The organism is Streptomyces sp. F63 (assembly GCF_018070345.1).
Taxonomy (GTDB): domain Bacteria; phylum Actinomycetota; class Actinomycetes; order Streptomycetales; family Streptomycetaceae; genus Streptomyces.
Genome location: NZ_JAGPXX010000020.1, coordinates 70414 through 85901, shown reverse-complemented (window position 1 = coordinate 85901; position 15488 = coordinate 70414). Strand labels below are relative to the sequence as shown.

Here is a 15488-nt window from a genome sequence, read left to right as displayed (position 1 = left end):
TGGGGGGCGGCACCCCCGGGGGGGTGCCGCCGCCCTGTCGTGTGCGCGGGGCCGGCGCTCCGTTCCGGGAGCGCGGCTTCGCCCGCGCCGCTACTTGCGCATGACCTCCGGCTCGTGGCGGCGCAGCAGACGCGCGACGGCGAGGCCGCAGACCACACCGAGCGCCACCAGGACGCCCATGTCCAGCAGCCAGGTGCCGAGCTCGTGCTCCCACAGGGGGTCGGGGTTGCCCGGTTCCCAGGGCAGCAGCACGTTGAGCTCGGCCGTGGACCCCGCGGCGGACACCGCCCAGCGGGAGGGCATGAGCCAGGCCAGCTGCTCGGCGCCGAGCTTGTCGTTCAGCTGGAAGAGGCAGCCGGTGAAGACGACCTGGACGATGGCGAACATGACCAGCAGGGGCATGGTCTTCTCCGCCGTCTTCACGAGCGAGGAGATGACCAGGCCGAACATCATGGACGTGAAGCCCAGGGCCATGATCGGCAGGGTCAGCTCGACGGCGGGCAGCCCTTCCAGGAGGACGCCCTCCTCCGGGAGGTCCCGGGGGGCGAAGCCGATGCCGGAGATGATGGCGCCCTGGAGTGCGGTGATGGCCCCCAGCACGATCACCTTGGACATCAGATAGGCAGAGCGGGACAGGCCGGTGGCCCGTTCCCGTTCGTAGATGACCCGCTCCTTGATCAGTTCTCGTACGGAGTTGGCCGCGCCGGCGAAGCAGGCGCCGACGGCGAGGATCAGCAGGATGACGCTGCCGTCCCGGTTGGAGAAGGGCGGGCCGCCGTTCGCCGGTCCCCGGGCGAGTCCGTAGTCGGCCGGGATGAGGACACTGACCACGCCGAGTACGGCGGGCAGGATCAGCATCAGGCCCAGGAAACCGCGGTCCGAGGCGATCACCGAGACGTAGCGGCGGATCAGCGTCCAGAGCTGGGATCCCCAGCTCTGCTGCTTGGGCGGGCGCATCTGCTGCGGCTGGACGTACGCCGGCTGCGGCGCGACGGCGTCGAGGTCGGCCGCGTACATCTGGTAGTGCTGCGAGCCGCGCCAGCGGCCCGACCAGTCGTAGTCGCGGTAGTTCTCGAAGGCCGAGAAGACATCGGCCCAGGAGCCGTAGCCGAAGAAGTTCAGCGCCTCGTCCGGCGGGCCGAAGTACGCCACCGAACCGCCCGGCGCCATCACCAGCAGCTTGTCGCAGAGCGCCAGCTCCGCGACGGAGTGGGTGACGACCAGAACCGTGCGGCCGTCGTCGGCGAGGCCGCGCAGCAGTTGCATGACGTCGCGGTCCATGCCCGGGTCGAGGCCGGAGGTCGGCTCGTCCAGGAAGATCAGCGACGGCTTGGTCAGCAGTTCCAGGGCGACGGAGACGCGCTTGCGCTGGCCGCCGGAGAGGGAGGTGACCTTCTTCTCCTTGTGGATGTCCAGCTTGAGCTCGCGGAGGACCTCGTCGATCCGGGCCTCGCGCTCGGCCTCCGCCGTGTCGCCGGGGAAGCGGAGCTTGGCCGCGTACCGCAGGGCGGTGCGGACGGTGAGCTCCTTGTGCAGGATGTCGTCCTGCGGGACCAGGCCGATGCGCTGGCGGAGCTCGGCGAACTGCTTGTAGAGGTTCCGGTTGTCGTAGAGGACCTCGCCCTGGTCGGCCGGCCGGTAGCCGGTCAGCGCGCGCAGCAGCGTGGACTTGCCGGAGCCGGACGGGCCGATCACCGCGATCAGCGACTTCTCCGGGGCGCCGAAGGAGACGTCCTTGAGGATCTGCTTGCCGCCGTCGACCGTGACGGTGAGGTGGCGGGCCGAGAAGGAGATCTCCCCGGTGTCGACGAACTCCTCCAGCCGGTCGCCGACCAGCCGGAAGGTGGAGTGGCCGACGCCGACGATGTCGTGCGGGCCGATGATCTGCTGCCGGACCGGCTGGCCGTTGACGTAGGTGCCGTTGTGGCTGCCGAGGTCGACGATCTCGAAGCGGCCGTCCGGCGTGGACCGGAACTCCGCGTGGTGGCGGGACACCTGGAGGTCGGAGACGACCAGGTCGTTCTCCAGCGCGCGGCCGATGCGCATGACCCTTCCGACGGCCAGCCGGTGCAGCCCGGTGGGCTGCTGGCCGCCGTACGGCGCCGCGCCGGCGGCGGCCGGCGGCTGCTGCGGGCCGCCCTGGGGCGGTACCCGCGGCGCGTATCCCTGCGGGGACGGCGGCGTCTGCTGCGGCGGCATCTGCTGCGGCTGCCCGGGCAGTACCGGGCCGGGCCCGCCCCGCGGCGGCTGCTGCTGCGGTACGGGCGGCTGCTGCACCGGCGCGTGCGGTGCGCTGACGGCGGGCGCACTGTGCGCCGGAACCGCCGGGGCGGCGGTTCCGGCGGGCGCGGACACGGTCAGCACCGGCCCGTCCGTCGCGTTGCCCAGATGCACGGCGGCACCGGCGCCTATCCGCTCCCGCTGGACCCGCCGGCCCCCGGCATAGGTGCCGTTGGTGCTTCCGAGATCCTCGATGACCCAACCGCTGCCGTCCCAGCGGACGGTGGCGTGACGCCAGGAGACTCTGGCGTCCTCCAGCACCATGTCGCCCTTCGGATCACGTCCGAGGCTGTAGGACCGGGACGGGTCGAGCGTCCAGGTCCTTCCGTTCAATTCCAGTACGAGTTCCGGCACTCCAAGCCCCACTGATTTTCCCCCGAGTTACCCCCTGCAGAGGGAGTCTAGGGATGGCGGACATCGGGGGAACTATTCCAGGCGCGCGCCTCCATCCCCAACCCGGCTGCGGGCGAGCGGACACGCCGGGGCAGCGCCTGCGGGGACGGAACACGCCCGGAGGGGGGCAAGCGCCGCCGATTGCCCACCGGTCATGAAGAATCACCGCACGTCACTGTTTTCTCGCCGTCTCCGGTCTCTCCGGCGGCTGTCCATCGGGGCTGCTCATGCGCGTGCAGGAGAATCGGCGGATCCGCCGGGCGGACGCGGTGGTGACCGCCTTCGCCGCCGTGGGCTGGGCGTTCGTCGCGATGACGGGCACCGCCGCCCTGGCCCTGCATCTGCTGGAGGCCGACGCGGTCGGGTCCCTCGGGCCGATGACCGCGGCGGCCGTGGTCCTCGCCGTGAACGGCCGGGTCGTCCCGGCCGGGGACATCGGGATCTTCGGTCTGGAGGGCGGACGGGCGGCCGCCTCCGTCGACATCATGCCTCTGGGCGTGGCCCTGGCCGGGGCCCTGGTGCTCGCCGCGGTCTTCCTCCGCTCGCTGCGGGGGGCGGGCGGAGTGATGGGGCCGGGCGAGCTGGCGGCCCGGTCCGGGGCCGTGGTGGCGCTGTTCCTCGCAGTGCTCGGCGGGCTCTCCTGGGCCGGGCACGACACCGTGACCTTCGACGGTGCCGAACTCGGGGACCTGGCCGGGGAACTGCCGGACTCCGCGCTGCAGGACCCGGGGCTGCCGGACGGCATCGCGGAGCTGCTGCCCGAAGGGCTCGGGGACCTCGGCGGGGGCCTCGCCTCCGGGCTCGCGGACCTCGTCCGCGCCGAGGCCTCGGTCGGTTTCCGGGTGGACGCCGGCCCCTCGCTGCTCGGCGGGGCGGTGTGGGTCACCGGGGTGCTGGTGATCGCCCTGCTGGCCTCCCGCCGTACACCGCTGCCGCCCGGCTGGGAGGTGCTGCACCACGTGGTGCGTCCGGCCGTCTCGGCTCTCTGCGCCACCCTGCTGCTCGCCGTCGGAGCGGGCCTGGCCGCGGCGGTGTGGGCGGCCGCGGGGGACGAGCATCCGGCCCGGGTCGCCGGTACGGCCCTGCTCGTCGGGCCGAACGGCGCCTGGACCGGGATGCTGCTCGGGCTCTTCGTGCCCTGGACCGGCTGGGCGAGCGGGGCCCTGGTGCGGTTCCTCCCGGCTCCGCTGGACCGGCTGCTGACGCCGTCGGAGGAGACGATCACCGTCAGCCGGCTGGCCGAGCTCGACGGCCGGGCGTGGCTGCTGGTTCCGGGCGCGATCCTCGCACTGCTCTGCGCGGGGGTGCTCACGGCCGTCCGCACGCCCTGGGGCATCACCGGGCCGGACGGTTCCGCAACCTCCGGCGGGGGCGGCACGGGGGGAACGGCCGCCTTCGCCCTGCGCTGCGCGGTGCCGCTCGCCGCCGCCACCGGGCTCGGGCTTCCGCTGCTGGCCGGGCTCACGGGTGTCTCGGCGGGCGCGAGCCTGTCGGTCTTCGGTTTCGACGCGTTCGGGGCCGGGCTGGAACTGCGCGGCAGCGCGGGGCTCGCGCTGCTGCTCGGGGCCGGGTGGGGCGCGGCGGCCGGGGCCGCGGGCGCGCTGGCGGCCCGGGCGGCGGGGGTCGCCGGGCGGCGGGCCTCCGCCCCCGGCACGGCACCGCATCCCCGCTCCGGCGGGGCGTACGCGTACGGGGCCTACGACCGCGGGCCGGCCGGTCCCGCCGGCCCGGGAGGGGCCCCGCCCGGTTCCGGGCCGGACCCGTACCGGAACCCGCCGCCCCCTCCCCCGCAGCCGCCGGCCACGAGCTGAGCGGGGCCGGCCGGGGCCGGTCCGGCCCCCCCGGGGAGTCCACCGGCCGGGCCCCGCACGGGCCGCGTCCCCGCACGGGCCCGTCCCCCGCACGGGCCCGTCCCCCGTACGGCCGAACCTCCGGGCCCGGCCGTGCGGTACGGCGGACCCGGCGGTGCCGGCCCGCTCCCCGTCCCGGCCTGGGCGTGTCCACCGGCGCAGCGGTGGGTGGCGGCCCTGCTCCGGGCGGCGCGTGCGGGGGGCGCCCGGCCCGGCGCGGGCACCCCCGTTCCGTAGTGCGGGACGGCCGCGCGCGCCGTCACGGATGCCGGATACGGTGGAATCACCATGAGCGCATCGCAGACCCTGCCTGCCACCGCCGTTCCGGGCGATGACACACCCACCCTCCTCATCAAGATCTTCGGGAAGGACCGCCCGGGCATCACCGCCGGGCTGTTCGACACCCTCGCCGCCTACTCCCTCGACGTGGTCGACATCGAGCAGGTCGTGACCCGGGGCCGGATCACCCTCTGCGCGCTGGTCACCGCCCCGCCGCCCACCGGGCCCTACGGAAGCGCCGAGGGCGAGCTGCGCGCCACCGTGCACAGCTGGGCGGAGTCCCTGCGGCTGCAGGCGGAGATCATCTCGGGCCGGGGCGACAACCGGCCGCGCGGCACCGGCCGCTCGATCGTCACGGTGCTGGGCCATCCGCTGACCGCCGGGTCCACGGCCGCCATAGCGGCGGCCATCACCGGCACCGGCGGGAACATCGACCGCATCTTCCGGCTGGCGAAGTACCCGGTGACGGCGGTGGAGTTCGCGGTCTCCGGCGCCGAGACGGCTCCGCTGCGCACCGCCCTGGCCACACAGGCCGCGCTGCTGGGCGTGGACATCGCCGTGGTAGCGGCCGGGCTGCACCGCCGGGCCCAGCGGCTGGTGGTGATGGATGTGGACTCCACCCTCATCCAGGACGAGGTGATCGAGCTGTTCGCGGCCCACGCGGGCTGCGAGGAGCAGGTTGCCGAGGTGACGGCCGCGGCGATGCGCGGGGAGCTGGACTTCGAGCAGTCGCTGCACGCCCGGGTGGCGCTGCTCGCCGGGCTGGACGAATCCGTGGTCGAGAAAGTGCGCTCGGATATCCGGCTCACGCCCGGCGCCCGCACCCTCATCCGCACCCTGAAACGTCTCGGCTACCAGGTGGGGGTCGTCTCCGGCGGCTTCACCCAGGTCACCGACGACCTGCGGGAGCGGCTGGGGCTCGACTTCGCGTCCGCCAACACCCTGGAGATCGTGGACGGCAAGCTGACCGGAAGGGTGACCGGCGAGATCGTCGACCGGGCGGGCAAAGCGCGGCTGCTGCGCCGGTTCGCCGCCGAGGCCGGGGTGCCCCTGGCCCAGACCGTCGCGATCGGTGACGGCGCCAACGATCTCGACATGCTCAACGCGGCCGGTCTGGGGGTGGCGTTCAACGCCAAGCCGGTCGTGCGGGAGGCGGCCCACACGGCGGTCAACGTGCCCTTCCTGGACACCGTTCTCTATCTGCTGGGCATCACGCGGGAAGAGGTCGAGGCGGCGGACACGCAGGCGGACGAGGACTGAGGCCGGGACGGGGGCCGGGACGGCCCGGCCCCCGTGGAGCGAGGCGGGCCCGCACGACCGCCGGCCCGGCCGTGCGGGCCCGCGCCACGCGCAGCGGACCGGGCACCGGCGTCCGTCGCCGTCCCGTGAGCCGTGCGGCGCGGTGCCGTCTCAGTCGTGCGGTGTCCAGTACCGGACCAGCCGGCCCACCCCGTGCTCGACGGTCTTCCAGGGGCCGGTGAGGCCGACGACGGCCACGGCCCCGGTCGGGTAGCCGCCCCGGTTCATCCGGGCCAGGGTGTCCCCCTCGGCGGAGCCGGCGAGGGCGTCGGCCAGGGCGTGCATGCCGGGGTTGTGGCCGACGACGAGAAGGTCCCGCACCTCGTCGGGGGTCTCCTTGAGCAGGGCGAGCAGGTCGCCGAGCGTGGCCTCGTAGATTCGGTCCTCGTAGACCGTCCGCGGGCGGTGCGGCAGCTCGTGGACGACGAGTTTCCAGGTTTCGCGGGTGCGGACGGAGGTCGAGCAGAGGGTGAGATCGGGGTTGATGCCGGTGTCGGCGATCCAGCGGCCGACGACCGGTGCCTCCTTGCGCCCGCGCTCGGCGAGCGGCCGGTCGTGGTCGGCCACGTCGGGCCAGTCGGCCTTCGCGTGCCGGACGAGGACGATCCTGCGGGAATCCGGGGTTCCGGGAGTGCTCTCCCTGGGCGGTTCAGCGACGCTCATGACACCCAGCTTCGCACGGAAACCGCTGTACGGCCCCGGTTGTTGAGGCTCTCACGGCGGCTCCGGCGACCGGCCGGAGGGACGGTGGCCCCGCTCAGCCCAGGCCGCGGAACAGCGTGTTCCGCAGCAGGTCCAGGAGCTGCCGCAGGCCGGTGGGCGCGCCGGCCGCCGCCTGCGCGTCCTGCGCGCTGGTGATCAGCGCCAGCAGGACGGCGAACGCCACGGCCGGGAGGACGACGGCCCACCACGGCAGCCGCGCCTGCGCGGCGCGGTCCGCCGGGTGGGACGCGTGGGTACCGGCCGGCATGGGGACCGCCTCCCTGCGGGTTCGGGGATGACGCGGCCGCCTGCCACGGCCGCGTCCACCGCTGCGTCACGGTGCACCCACGAACCTACGGACCCGGGCGTCCGGTTCCCATCCGGTGACCCACCCAGCCGACCCTGACCTTGCCCCCCTAGGGGTGGTGGGGTCCGCCCCACCCTCGGGGGTGGGGCCGAGGCGGCCGGGACACGGCCGCGGCGGGGGAGGAGCAGGCCCGGCGGCACACCGGTGCCCCGGGGACGGCCGGCGCGGAGCAGTGCCGGCGACGGAGCCCGGAGCCCCGGCACGGCCGGGTGCCCGGGCCCGGGCACGGCCGGGTGCCCGGGCCCGGCGGCGGCGTCAGGGGGCGAGGATGGTGGCGATCACGGCGATGAGGACGCCGATGGCGAGCATCGCGCCGAGCACGCCGAGCAGCTTCTTCTGGCCGTTCTGGGGATTCGGGTCGAGGACTGGCATGCGTCCAGTCTCCCATCCCCGCCCCCGCCCCTCGGCCGGGGGCTCAGCCCGCGGGGAGCGGGCGCCGTCCCTCGTCCTCGACATAGCGGTGCCGGCCCGCCCGCACACCGAGCCCGAGCTGCAGCACCATCAGTCCCGACATCAGGGCGAGCGGAAGGCTCCAGCCCCCGGTGTGCTGGTAGAGCACGCCGATGAGCAGCGGGCCGGGCACGGAGATGAGGTATCCGGTGCTCTGGGCGAAGGCCGAGAGCCGGGTGACCCCGGCACTGGTGCGGGACCGCATGCCGATCAGTGTCAGAACCAGCGGGAAGGCGCAGTTGGAGATGCCGAGGAGCAGGACCCAGGCCCAGGCCCCGGCGGCGGGGGCGAGGTACAGCCCCGCGTAACCGGCGAGGCCGCTGACCCCCAGGAGCGCGGCCAGCGCGCTCTGGTGGCGCATTCCGGCCGCGATCCTCGGCAGGAGGAAGGAGAGCGGGACGCTCAGGCCCATCGTCACCGCGAGCAGGGTCCCCGCGGTGGACGCCGGGAGCCCGGCGTCGCGGAAGATCTGCGGCAGCCAGCCCATGATGATGTAGGCGGCGGTGGACTGGAAGCCGAAGAAGCAGCCCAGGGCCCAGGCGGTGGGGCTGCGGGTGATGCGGGGGGCGGGAGCCGCGGGGTCCGGTGCGGGCCCGGGCGCCCGTCCCGGCTCCGGTTCCCGGGCCTGCCCGGGGGCCGGGGACGGTTCGGGTGCCGTGCCGGGGCGCGTTCCGGCGGGAACCGTGCGGTCGCGGTCCCGCTCTCCCGGGAACGGACGGCCCCCGGGTGCGGCGGCCCCGGCTGCCCCGGTCGTCCGTCCGCGGCGGCCGGTGCGGACACCGGCCAGCGGCAGCCACACCAGCACGGCCGCCAGGGCGGGGAGAGCCCACACCGCCAGCCCCGCCCGCCAACTGCCTCCGAGAACCTGCGCGGCGGGTACGGCGGCGGCCGCGGCCAGGGCGGTGCCCAGAGCCAGGGTCATCGAGTAGAGGCCGGTCATGGTGCCGACCCGGTCGGGGAACCAGCGCTTGACGGCCACCGGCATCAGCACGTTGCTCAGCGCGATACCGGCCAGTGCCAGCGCGCTGCCCGCCAGGAAACCGCCGGTGCCGCCGGCGAAGGGCCGCAGCAGCACGCCCGCCGCGATGGCCGCCATTCCGGCGAGGAGCACGGGCGCGGGCCCGCCCCGGCGGGCCAGCCCGGGCGCCATGACGCCGAAGACGGCGAAGCACAGGGAGGGGAGGGAGGTGAGGAGGCCCGCGGTCGCGCCGCTCATGCCGAGCCCGTCGCGGACCTCTTCCAGGAGGGCGCCGAGGCTGGTGATGGCGGGGCGGAGGTTCAGCGCGGCCAGGGCGATGCCGGCGATCAGCAGCCGGGTCCGCCAGACGGACGGCCGGGCGGCCGCCGCGGGGGCCGCTCCCGGAGCCGCGGCGGAGACGCTCGCGCCGGTCCGGCCGGAACCTCCGGCGGCGCGGTCGCCCGCCTTCTCGCCGCTCCGCACAGCGGCCGCGTCCGGGCGGGGAGCCGGCCGGCCGCGGGTATCGTCCTCGGGCATGCCACCCATCATAGAATCATGGGATGATTCGGTGTCCACTCGGTGACTCCGGCGCCGGAGCCGCCGGGGCCGGTACGGGGACCGGCGCCGCCGCCCTCACCGGACCGGCCGCGGTGGCCGGTGGACGGCCCGTCCGCCCGGCGGAACGGCCGCGGTGCCGGCCCGGAACCGGGCGGGGCCCCTCCCGGGCCCGCGGCACCGGGTGCCCGGCCCGGGCTCCCGTACCCTGCACCCGTCCCGCACCCGGACGGCCCTGTCCCATCCGGGCGTTGCGCCGCCCGCCCACCGGGCCGGTCCGTCCCGCTCGCACCGTCCATCCCGCTCGCACCGTCCATTCCGCTCGCACCGTCCGCACCGTCCGCACCGTCCGCACCGTCCGCACCGAGGAGTCCTGCCCCATGCCGCTGACCTCGCTCCGGCGCTCCGCGCTCGCCGACCAGGTGATCGCCGAGCTGCGCCGCCAGATCACGTCCGGTGAGTGGCCGGTGGGCTCGCGGATCCCGGCCGAGTCCGCGCTGGTCGAGCAGCTGGGCGTGGCCCGGAACACCGTCCGGGAAGCCGTTCGCGCCCTGGCGCACAACGGCCTGCTGGACATCCGCCAGGGCTCGGGCACGTACGTCCTGGCCACGAGCGAGCTGGCCGGTGTAATGCACCGGCGGTTCGCGGACGCCGATCCGCGGCACATCGCCGAACTGCGCGGCACGCTGGAGTCCTCGGCGGCCCGGATGGCCGCGCGGCGGCGCACCGAGCGGGATCTGCGGCAGCTCGACGCGGCGCTCGCGCGGCGGGAGGAGGCATGGGAGTCACGCGACGCGGAGGCGTTCGTCGCGGCCGACGCCGCCCTGCACCTGGCCGTGGTGACCACGTCGCACAACGACGTCCTGGCCGCGCTGTACGCCGATCTCGGGGCGGTCCTGAAGGATCACCTCCGCCGCGACGTGGGCCCGGAGCTGCTGCCGGAGAACTACGTGGACCACACGCGTCTGGTGGAGGCGATCCGCGCGGGCGACGGCGAGCTGGCGGGCGCGGAGGCGTCGGCCTACGCCCTCCGCTGCGTCCCGGAGGGCTAGCGGAGCCGGGCGGCCGGGGAGGGCGCCGGGCCCGGCCGTCTCTCACCGCGCCACGTCGTGGCTGACCCAGGCGCGCCCTATGGCCTTCCAGCAGCGGGCCGTGAGCTGCGCCGTCTGGGCGGGCCCAATCTCGACGGGGCGCGTGTCCACGTCCAGATCCCACCACTGCTCGCACTCCACGTGCAGCCGCACCCGGTCGACCACGGGATACGGGTTGTGGCAGTACACCGTGGCCTGCGAGCCCCGGACCTCCGTACGGCATCCCGCCCGGTACGCGCGCGGCCGCTCCCCCTCCGCCGCTGCTCCGGCCGGGCGGAGGAGCGCCGCGGACAGCCGCTCCCGGCCGTCCGCGCCCGCCGGTCCCTTCCCGGCGGCGAGCGCCGCGGCGGCGGCCACCGGAGAGACCAGGACCACCGCCGCGATCAGGACGGTCGCCAGGGGGTGACGGCACGGGCCACACATTCCGGACCTCCTCGGCCGCGCGGGGCGGCCGGACCGGGCCGCGCACCGGCCGCCCTTGCCGCACCTTCAGGGGCCGCGCCCGAGGGCGCGTGCTCCCAGCGTGCGCGCTGTCGGCACCCCGCCGCCCGGCCTGGTACTCCGAACGCGTGACGCCGCCGCCTCCGCCGCACGGGGACCGGTCGTGCCGGCCCTGACCCCGCCGGGCACTCCCCGGCCCGCCCGCAACGCATGACGCCCCGCTCCCCGCTTGTGGCGGGATCCGGGGCGTCGGCGCGTGTGGTGGGCGCCGGCTACGGGGCGGCGAGCGCCGGGGACGGCGGCGCTCAGGCGCCCATCATGTGCACACCGCCGTCGACGTGCACGATCTCTCCCGTTGTCTTCGGGAAGAAGTCGGACAGCAGTCCGACGACTCCCCGGCCCGCGGGCTCCGGGTCGGCCAGGTCCCAGCCGATCGGGGCGCGGTGGTTCCAGACGTCCGCCAGTTCCTCGAAGCCGGGGATGGACTTGGCGGCCATGGACTTGATGGGCCCGGCCGAGACGAGGTTGCAGCGGACGTTCCTCGCGCCGAGGTCGCGGGCGAGGTAGCGGCTGGTCGACTCCAGGGCGGCCTTGGCGACGCCCATCCAGTCGTACTTCGGCCAGGCGGTCTGCGCGTCGAAGGTGAGGCCGACGACCGAGCCGCCGCGCGGCATCAGCGGGAGGCAGGCCATGGTGAGCGACTTCAGCGAGTACGCGGAGACGTGCACGGCCGTGCCGACGTCCTCCCAGTCCGCCTCCAGGAAGTTGAACGCGCCCTGGGGGCCGAAGGCGATCGAGTGCACGACGCCGTCGAGGGCGGCGTCCTCGCCGAGGTGCCCGCGGATGCCGTCCGCGAGCCCGTCCAGGTGCTCCTGGTTCGTCACGTCCAGTTCGATGACGGGGGCGGGCTTGGGCAGCCGCTTGGCGATCCGCTCGACGAGCGAGAGCCGGCCGAAGCCGGTCAGGACGACCTCGGCGCCCTCGTTCTGGGCGATCTTGGCGGCCTGGAAGGCGATCGAGGACTCGGTGAGGACACCCGTGACCAGGATGCGCTTGCCTGCGAGGATTCCACTCATGGTGTTCAGTGACCCATGCCCAATCCGCCGTCGACGGGGATGACGGCTCCGGTGATGTATGCGGCCTCGTCCGAGGCGAGGAAGCGGACCGAGGCGGCGACCTCCTCGGGCCGGGCGTAGCGCCCGAGCGGCACCTGCTTCACGATGCCCTGCCGCTGCTCGTCGCTGAGCACACGGGTCATGTCGGTGTCGACGAACCCGGGCGCGACGACGTTGCAGGTGATGTTGCGGGAGCCCAGTTCCCGGGCGATCGAGCGGGCGAAGCCGACCAGTCCGGCCTTGGAGGCGGCGTAGTTGGCCTGGCCGGCGGAGCCCATCAGGCCGACGACGGAGGAGATCAGCACGATCCGGCCCCTGCGGGCCCGGAGCATGCCGCGGTTGGCGCGCTTCACGACCCGGAAGGTGCCGGTGAGGTTGGTGTCCAGGACGGCGCCGAAGTCCTCCTCGGACATCCGCATCAGCAACTGGTCGCGGGTGACACCGGCGTTGGCGACGAGCACCTCCACCGGGCCGTGCCGGTCCTCGATCTCCTTGTACGCCTGCTCCACCTGCTCGGGGTCGGTGATGTCGCACTTCACCGCCAGGCAGCCCAGCTCGGCGAGTTCGGCCGGCGGCTCGCCCGACCGGTAGGTGTACGCGACGCTGTCCCCCGCGTCGGCGAAAGCCCGGGCGATGGCGAGGCCGATGCCCCGGTTTCCTCCGGTGACAAGAACCGAGCGGCTCAACGGATCACCCTTTCGGTAGCGGACTGGGTCCCCCCGAAACTATCGGCCCCGGCCGCGGGGAGGGGGTCCCGCCCCCGACAGGGGGTTCCGCCGCTCTCTGTTGGATCCCTACAGAACCCCCGGCCCTCTCCGTCCTTCCCCGGCCGGCCGGGCAGCGCCGCCCGGGGCGCCCGCCGGGCTTCCACGCTGGACAGATGTCCGAGGAGTCCGACGGGTGTCCGGCGCGGCCGCGGCCCGCCGCCGCCCCGCCGTGTGATCCGCGCCATACAAGCCGGACGCACCCGCTCCTTGCCACCGGAGCGGATCCGGGCTCAACTCGGAGAGTTCCGCGGTCCCGGAGACCTCCGGGACCGCCCCGCGTTCCGCACCGTGCGGGCCGGCCGGGGGCGGGGCCGGTGGCCCGGGACGAGCGGAGAGGGGCATCCCCTTGCATGTTCTCCGCGGCGCACCATAAGTTACCGAACGGTAGTTTCCATGCCGAGGTCAGAGGTCCGGCCCCAGCGGCGGCGCCCGCCGGTGACGTCCCCGCCCGACCCCGCACAGCCCGAGGAGTCCCATGCCCGTGCTCGACCGCCAGGACGACGTCTTCATCCTCGACATCGGGGACACCGAGAACCGCTTCCACCCCGACTGGATCGCCTCCGTCAACGCCGCGCTGGACGAGGTCGAGAAGGCGGACGGGCCCCGCGCCCTGGTCACGGCCGCGACGGGCAAGTTCTTCTCCAACGGCCTCGACCTGGACTGGCTGTTCGCGCACCCCGAGCAGCACCGGGACTACGTCGTCTCCGTCCACGCGCTCCTGGCGCGGATGCTGTCCCTGCCGGTCATCACCGTGGCCGCCCTCCAGGGACACACCTTCGCCGCCGGCGCCATGCTGTCCCTGGCCCACGACTTCCGCGTGATGCGGGCCGACCGCGGCTTCTGGTGCCTCCCCGAGGCCGACATCAACATCCCGTTCACCCCGGGCATGTCCGCGCTGATCCAGGCCCGGCTGTCCCCGCAGACCGCGCACGAGTCCATGACCACCGCCCGCCGCTACGGAGGCCGGGACGCCCTCGCCGCCGGCATCGTCGACCGCGCGGTCGAGGAGGACGCGGTGCGCGCGACCGCGCTGGAGATCGCCGGGGCGCTGACGGCGAAGACCGGCCCGACGCTGGGCACCATCAAGTCCCGCATGTACACGCCCGCCCTGGAAGCCCTCCGGGACACGGAGAACCCGCTGGGCTGAGCCCGGCCGCGACGGCCCGGCGGCGGACGAGACGTACTGCGGGGGGAACTGGAACACCTTCTGCGCATCGGCGAAATGCGCAACGTGGAGTTGCAGGTCATGCCCACCGGTTCGGAAGATCACGCGGGAGCCGGTGGCCCCTTCGCGCTGCTCCAGCCGAAGGGGCGCCCGATGATGGCCTACGTCGAGGTGCAGAACGTCAGTACCCTTCTGACTGATCGAGCAAGTGTGCGCCGGATCGAGCAACGGTACGGAATCATCCGCGCTCAGGCTCTCCGCCCACGGGAGTCGCTTGAGCTCATCGAGAAGCCGCGGGGACAGACATGAGCAACGAGAAGACCGGCAGGGCCCCTTCCGAGCGACCGTGGTTCACGAGCAGCTACAGCAGCGGCGAAGGCGGCATGTGCGTGGAGGTCGCCACCGCCCCCGGCACCGTCCGCGTACGCGACTCCAAGAACCGGACGGGGCCACAGCTCTCCTTCCGCGACGGCGAGTGGACCGCGTTCACGACGGCCTGCGGGCCGGGCGGTTCGGCGCCTGAGCGCGGTCGTACCGCCCTGAGCCATCCCCCGAAGGCCGTCCCGTCGCACCACGGGAAGGCCTTCGGCGTGACCGGGAGAGAGAACAGGGCCGACAGCGGCCGCAGCCGTTGCCGAAGGCAGCCGTCGTTCCGTTCCCCCGTGTCCGGCAGTGCGGGCCGGCCACCCAGGCGGACGCGGCCCGTGGTCTGTCGTGAGCGGGCGTGCCGGTGTGGCGTCCGGGCCCGGTGGCGTCGGCACGGTACCGTGCGGCGCGCTTCACCATCGGTCGGCAGGTGCTGCCCGGGACATCGGAGACGCGCGCCGCGATCAAGGCGCTCGGCATGCCTGCCGGGCCCTGCTGCCGGACGCCGAAAACCGCATGCCGCATGCCGCCTCCGCATCCGCATCCGGATGCCGCACGTCACATGCCGTCGCGGCGATGAGTCGGCCGGCTCCCACAGGTCTGCCTCCCGACCGTGACAACCACTCATCAGGCACCGGGAGTACGGCATGGGCCTCATCCGCATCGAACTGTTCGCGACCCTCGACCTCGTCGGGCAGGCACCGGGCGGCCCCGACGAGGACCCGGTGGGGTTTCCGTTCGGCGGCTGGCAGGCGCCCCTGCTGGACGAGGTGGCCGGGGCGCAGGTCGGCGCCGCGTACAAGGGCACGGACGCCCTTCTGCTCGGCCGGCGGACGTATGACATCTTCGCCGCCTACTGGCCGCATCAGGGGGGCGGTGAGGACAGCGACATCGCCACGCTCTTCAACAGCGTCCCGAAGTACGTGGCCTCCCGCGGCAGGCCCGACCTCTCGTGGGCCGGGTCCACGCGGCTCGGCCCGGACCTGGCCGCCGCGGTGCGCGAGATCCGGGACCGGCACGAGAACGTGAAGGTCGTCGGGAGCCTCAACCTGGTGCAGACCCTGCTGCGCGAGAAGCTGTTCGACCGTCTCGACCTCTGGGTGCACCCGATCGTGCTCGGCGTGGGGAAGAAGGTGTTCGACGGTGGTGAGGTGCCCACGAACCTCACCCTCCTCGAACCGCCGGCGGCCGGCCCGAAGGGCACCGTGTACCTGCGCTACGGGCTCGCCGGGGGCACGCCCCGGACGGGGGACATGGGCGCCCCCGACCGCGGTGCCGCGCGCGGCGACTGACGGCGCCCGTCCCGCCGGCCTCAGGCGTCAGGCGTCAGGCGTCAGGCGTCAGTGTGCTGCCGGAAGCGGCCCTTGGCGCGGGGGCGTTCAAGGTTTCCGCCGCCGCGGTGTGGTGTCG

14 protein-coding genes and 1 pseudogene are annotated in these 15488 nt (G+C 74.3%); 7 read left to right on the top strand and 8 right to left on the bottom strand.

Annotation, left to right across the window (positions count from 1 at the left end; translation table 11 throughout):
- Positions 1–90: 90 nt before the first annotated feature.
- Entirely contained in the window at positions 91–2646 is a 2556-nt protein-coding gene (locus tag KBZ10_RS19940; RefSeq protein ID WP_210989024.1) for an FHA domain-containing protein, read from the bottom strand.
- Between the two features lie 254 nt (positions 2647–2900).
- On the opposite strand from KBZ10_RS19940, the gene KBZ10_RS19935 reads away from it, so the two are divergent.
- Positions 2901–4484, top strand: coding sequence for a streptophobe family protein (locus KBZ10_RS19935; protein ID WP_374223378.1), 1584 nt, complete (start codon positions 2901–2903; stop codon positions 4482–4484).
- A 327-nt stretch (positions 4485–4811) separates the two neighbouring features.
- Positions 4812–6062: a phosphoserine phosphatase SerB gene (gene serB, locus KBZ10_RS19930; protein WP_210989022.1), complete on the top strand. Its 1251-nt coding sequence runs from the start codon at positions 4812–4814 to the stop codon at positions 6060–6062.
- A gap of 150 nt (positions 6063–6212) precedes the next feature.
- Here serB and KBZ10_RS19925 read toward each other — a convergent pair whose 3' ends face one another.
- The 4 genes from KBZ10_RS19925 to KBZ10_RS19915 form a co-directional block, all read right to left on the bottom strand.
- Positions 6213–6764: a histidine phosphatase family protein gene (locus tag KBZ10_RS19925; protein WP_210989021.1), complete on the bottom strand. Its 552-nt coding sequence runs from the start codon at positions 6762–6764 to the stop codon at positions 6213–6215.
- A gap of 94 nt (positions 6765–6858) precedes the next feature.
- A complete protein-coding gene (locus KBZ10_RS19920) occupies positions 6859–7071 on the bottom strand; it encodes a hypothetical protein (protein ID WP_210989020.1) in 213 nt (70 codons plus the stop codon).
- Positions 7072–7425: 354 nt separating this feature from the next.
- A complete protein-coding gene (locus KBZ10_RS30085) occupies positions 7426–7542 on the bottom strand; it encodes an SGM_5486 family transporter-associated protein (RefSeq protein WP_282107856.1) in 117 nt (38 codons plus the stop codon).
- Positions 7543–7585: 43 nt separating this feature from the next.
- The gene (locus tag KBZ10_RS19915; protein WP_374223377.1) at positions 7586–9115 is read right to left on the bottom strand and encodes a CynX/NimT family MFS transporter; all 1530 of its coding nucleotides are present in this window, start codon (positions 9113–9115) and stop codon (positions 7586–7588) included.
- A gap of 398 nt (positions 9116–9513) precedes the next feature.
- Here KBZ10_RS19915 and KBZ10_RS19910 point away from each other — a divergent pair, with 398 nt between their 5' ends.
- On the top strand, positions 9514–10185 hold the full coding sequence (locus KBZ10_RS19910; protein WP_210989018.1) for a FadR/GntR family transcriptional regulator: 672 nt from the start codon (positions 9514–9516) through the stop codon (positions 10183–10185).
- 42 nt (positions 10186–10227) lie between these two features.
- Here the strand turns inward: KBZ10_RS19910 and KBZ10_RS19905 are convergent, their stop codons facing one another.
- From KBZ10_RS19905 to fabG, 3 genes are all read right to left on the bottom strand, one after another.
- Positions 10228–10647: a hypothetical protein gene (locus tag KBZ10_RS19905; protein WP_210989017.1), complete on the bottom strand. Its 420-nt coding sequence runs from the start codon at positions 10645–10647 to the stop codon at positions 10228–10230.
- Positions 10648–10970: 323 nt separating this feature from the next.
- Positions 10971–11741, bottom strand: coding sequence for an enoyl-ACP reductase FabI (gene fabI / locus KBZ10_RS19900; protein WP_210989016.1), 771 nt, complete (start codon positions 11739–11741; stop codon positions 10971–10973).
- A 5-nt stretch (positions 11742–11746) separates the two neighbouring features.
- Positions 11747–12466 carry a 3-oxoacyl-[acyl-carrier-protein] reductase gene (gene fabG, locus KBZ10_RS19895; RefSeq protein ID WP_210989015.1) on the bottom strand — a complete coding sequence of 240 codons (720 nt, stop codon included), beginning with the start codon at positions 12464–12466 and terminating at the stop codon, positions 11747–11749.
- A 556-nt stretch (positions 12467–13022) separates the two neighbouring features.
- On the opposite strand from fabG, the gene KBZ10_RS19890 reads away from it, so the two are divergent.
- From KBZ10_RS19890 to KBZ10_RS19875, 4 genes and pseudogenes are all read left to right on the top strand, one after another.
- Entirely contained in the window at positions 13023–13694 is a 672-nt protein-coding gene (locus KBZ10_RS19890; RefSeq protein ID WP_210989014.1) for an enoyl-CoA hydratase/isomerase family protein, read from the top strand.
- A 21-nt stretch (positions 13695–13715) separates the two neighbouring features.
- A pseudogene (locus KBZ10_RS19885) lies at positions 13716–14021 on the top strand (Scr1 family TA system antitoxin-like transcriptional regulator); the annotation flags it as partial.
- Entirely contained in the window at positions 14018–14695 is a 678-nt protein-coding gene (locus KBZ10_RS30620) for a DUF397 domain-containing protein (RefSeq protein ID WP_210989012.1), read from the top strand. The pseudogene KBZ10_RS19885 and the gene KBZ10_RS30620, both read left to right, overlap by 4 nt.
- A 30-nt stretch (positions 14696–14725) precedes the next feature.
- Positions 14726–15370, top strand: a complete 645-nt coding sequence (locus KBZ10_RS19875) for a dihydrofolate reductase family protein (protein WP_210989011.1) — start codon at positions 14726–14728, stop codon at positions 15368–15370.
- Positions 15371–15488: the final 118 nt, after the last annotated feature.

Bases quoted from the DNA above. Each gene is read 5' to 3' on its own strand.
- KBZ10_RS19915 (WP_374223377.1), bottom strand. From the start codon at position 9,115: ATGCCCGAGGACGATACCCGCGGCCGGCCGGCTCCCCGCCCGGACGCG.
- KBZ10_RS30085 (WP_282107856.1), bottom strand. From the start codon at position 7,542: ATGCCAGTCCTCGACCCGAATCCCCAGAACGGCCAGAAGAAGCTGCTC.
- serB (WP_210989022.1), top strand. From the start codon at position 4,812: ATGAGCGCATCGCAGACCCTGCCTGCCACCGCCGTTCCGGGCGATGAC.
- KBZ10_RS19905 (WP_210989017.1), bottom strand. From the start codon at position 10,647: ATGTGTGGCCCGTGCCGTCACCCCCTGGCGACCGTCCTGATCGCGGCG.
- fabI (WP_210989016.1), bottom strand. From the start codon at position 11,741: ATGAGTGGAATCCTCGCAGGCAAGCGCATCCTGGTCACGGGTGTCCTC.
- KBZ10_RS19920 (WP_210989020.1), bottom strand. From the start codon at position 7,071: ATGCCGGCCGGTACCCACGCGTCCCACCCGGCGGACCGCGCCGCGCAG.
- KBZ10_RS19875 (WP_210989011.1), top strand. From the start codon at position 14,726: ATGGGCCTCATCCGCATCGAACTGTTCGCGACCCTCGACCTCGTCGGG.
- KBZ10_RS19925 (WP_210989021.1), bottom strand. From the start codon at position 6,764: ATGAGCGTCGCTGAACCGCCCAGGGAGAGCACTCCCGGAACCCCGGAT.
- KBZ10_RS19910 (WP_210989018.1), top strand. From the start codon at position 9,514: ATGCCGCTGACCTCGCTCCGGCGCTCCGCGCTCGCCGACCAGGTGATC.
- KBZ10_RS19935 (WP_374223378.1), top strand. From the start codon at position 2,901: ATGCGCGTGCAGGAGAATCGGCGGATCCGCCGGGCGGACGCGGTGGTG.
- KBZ10_RS19890 (WP_210989014.1), top strand. From the start codon at position 13,023: ATGCCCGTGCTCGACCGCCAGGACGACGTCTTCATCCTCGACATCGGG.
- KBZ10_RS30620 (WP_210989012.1), top strand. From the start codon at position 14,018: ATGAGCAACGAGAAGACCGGCAGGGCCCCTTCCGAGCGACCGTGGTTC.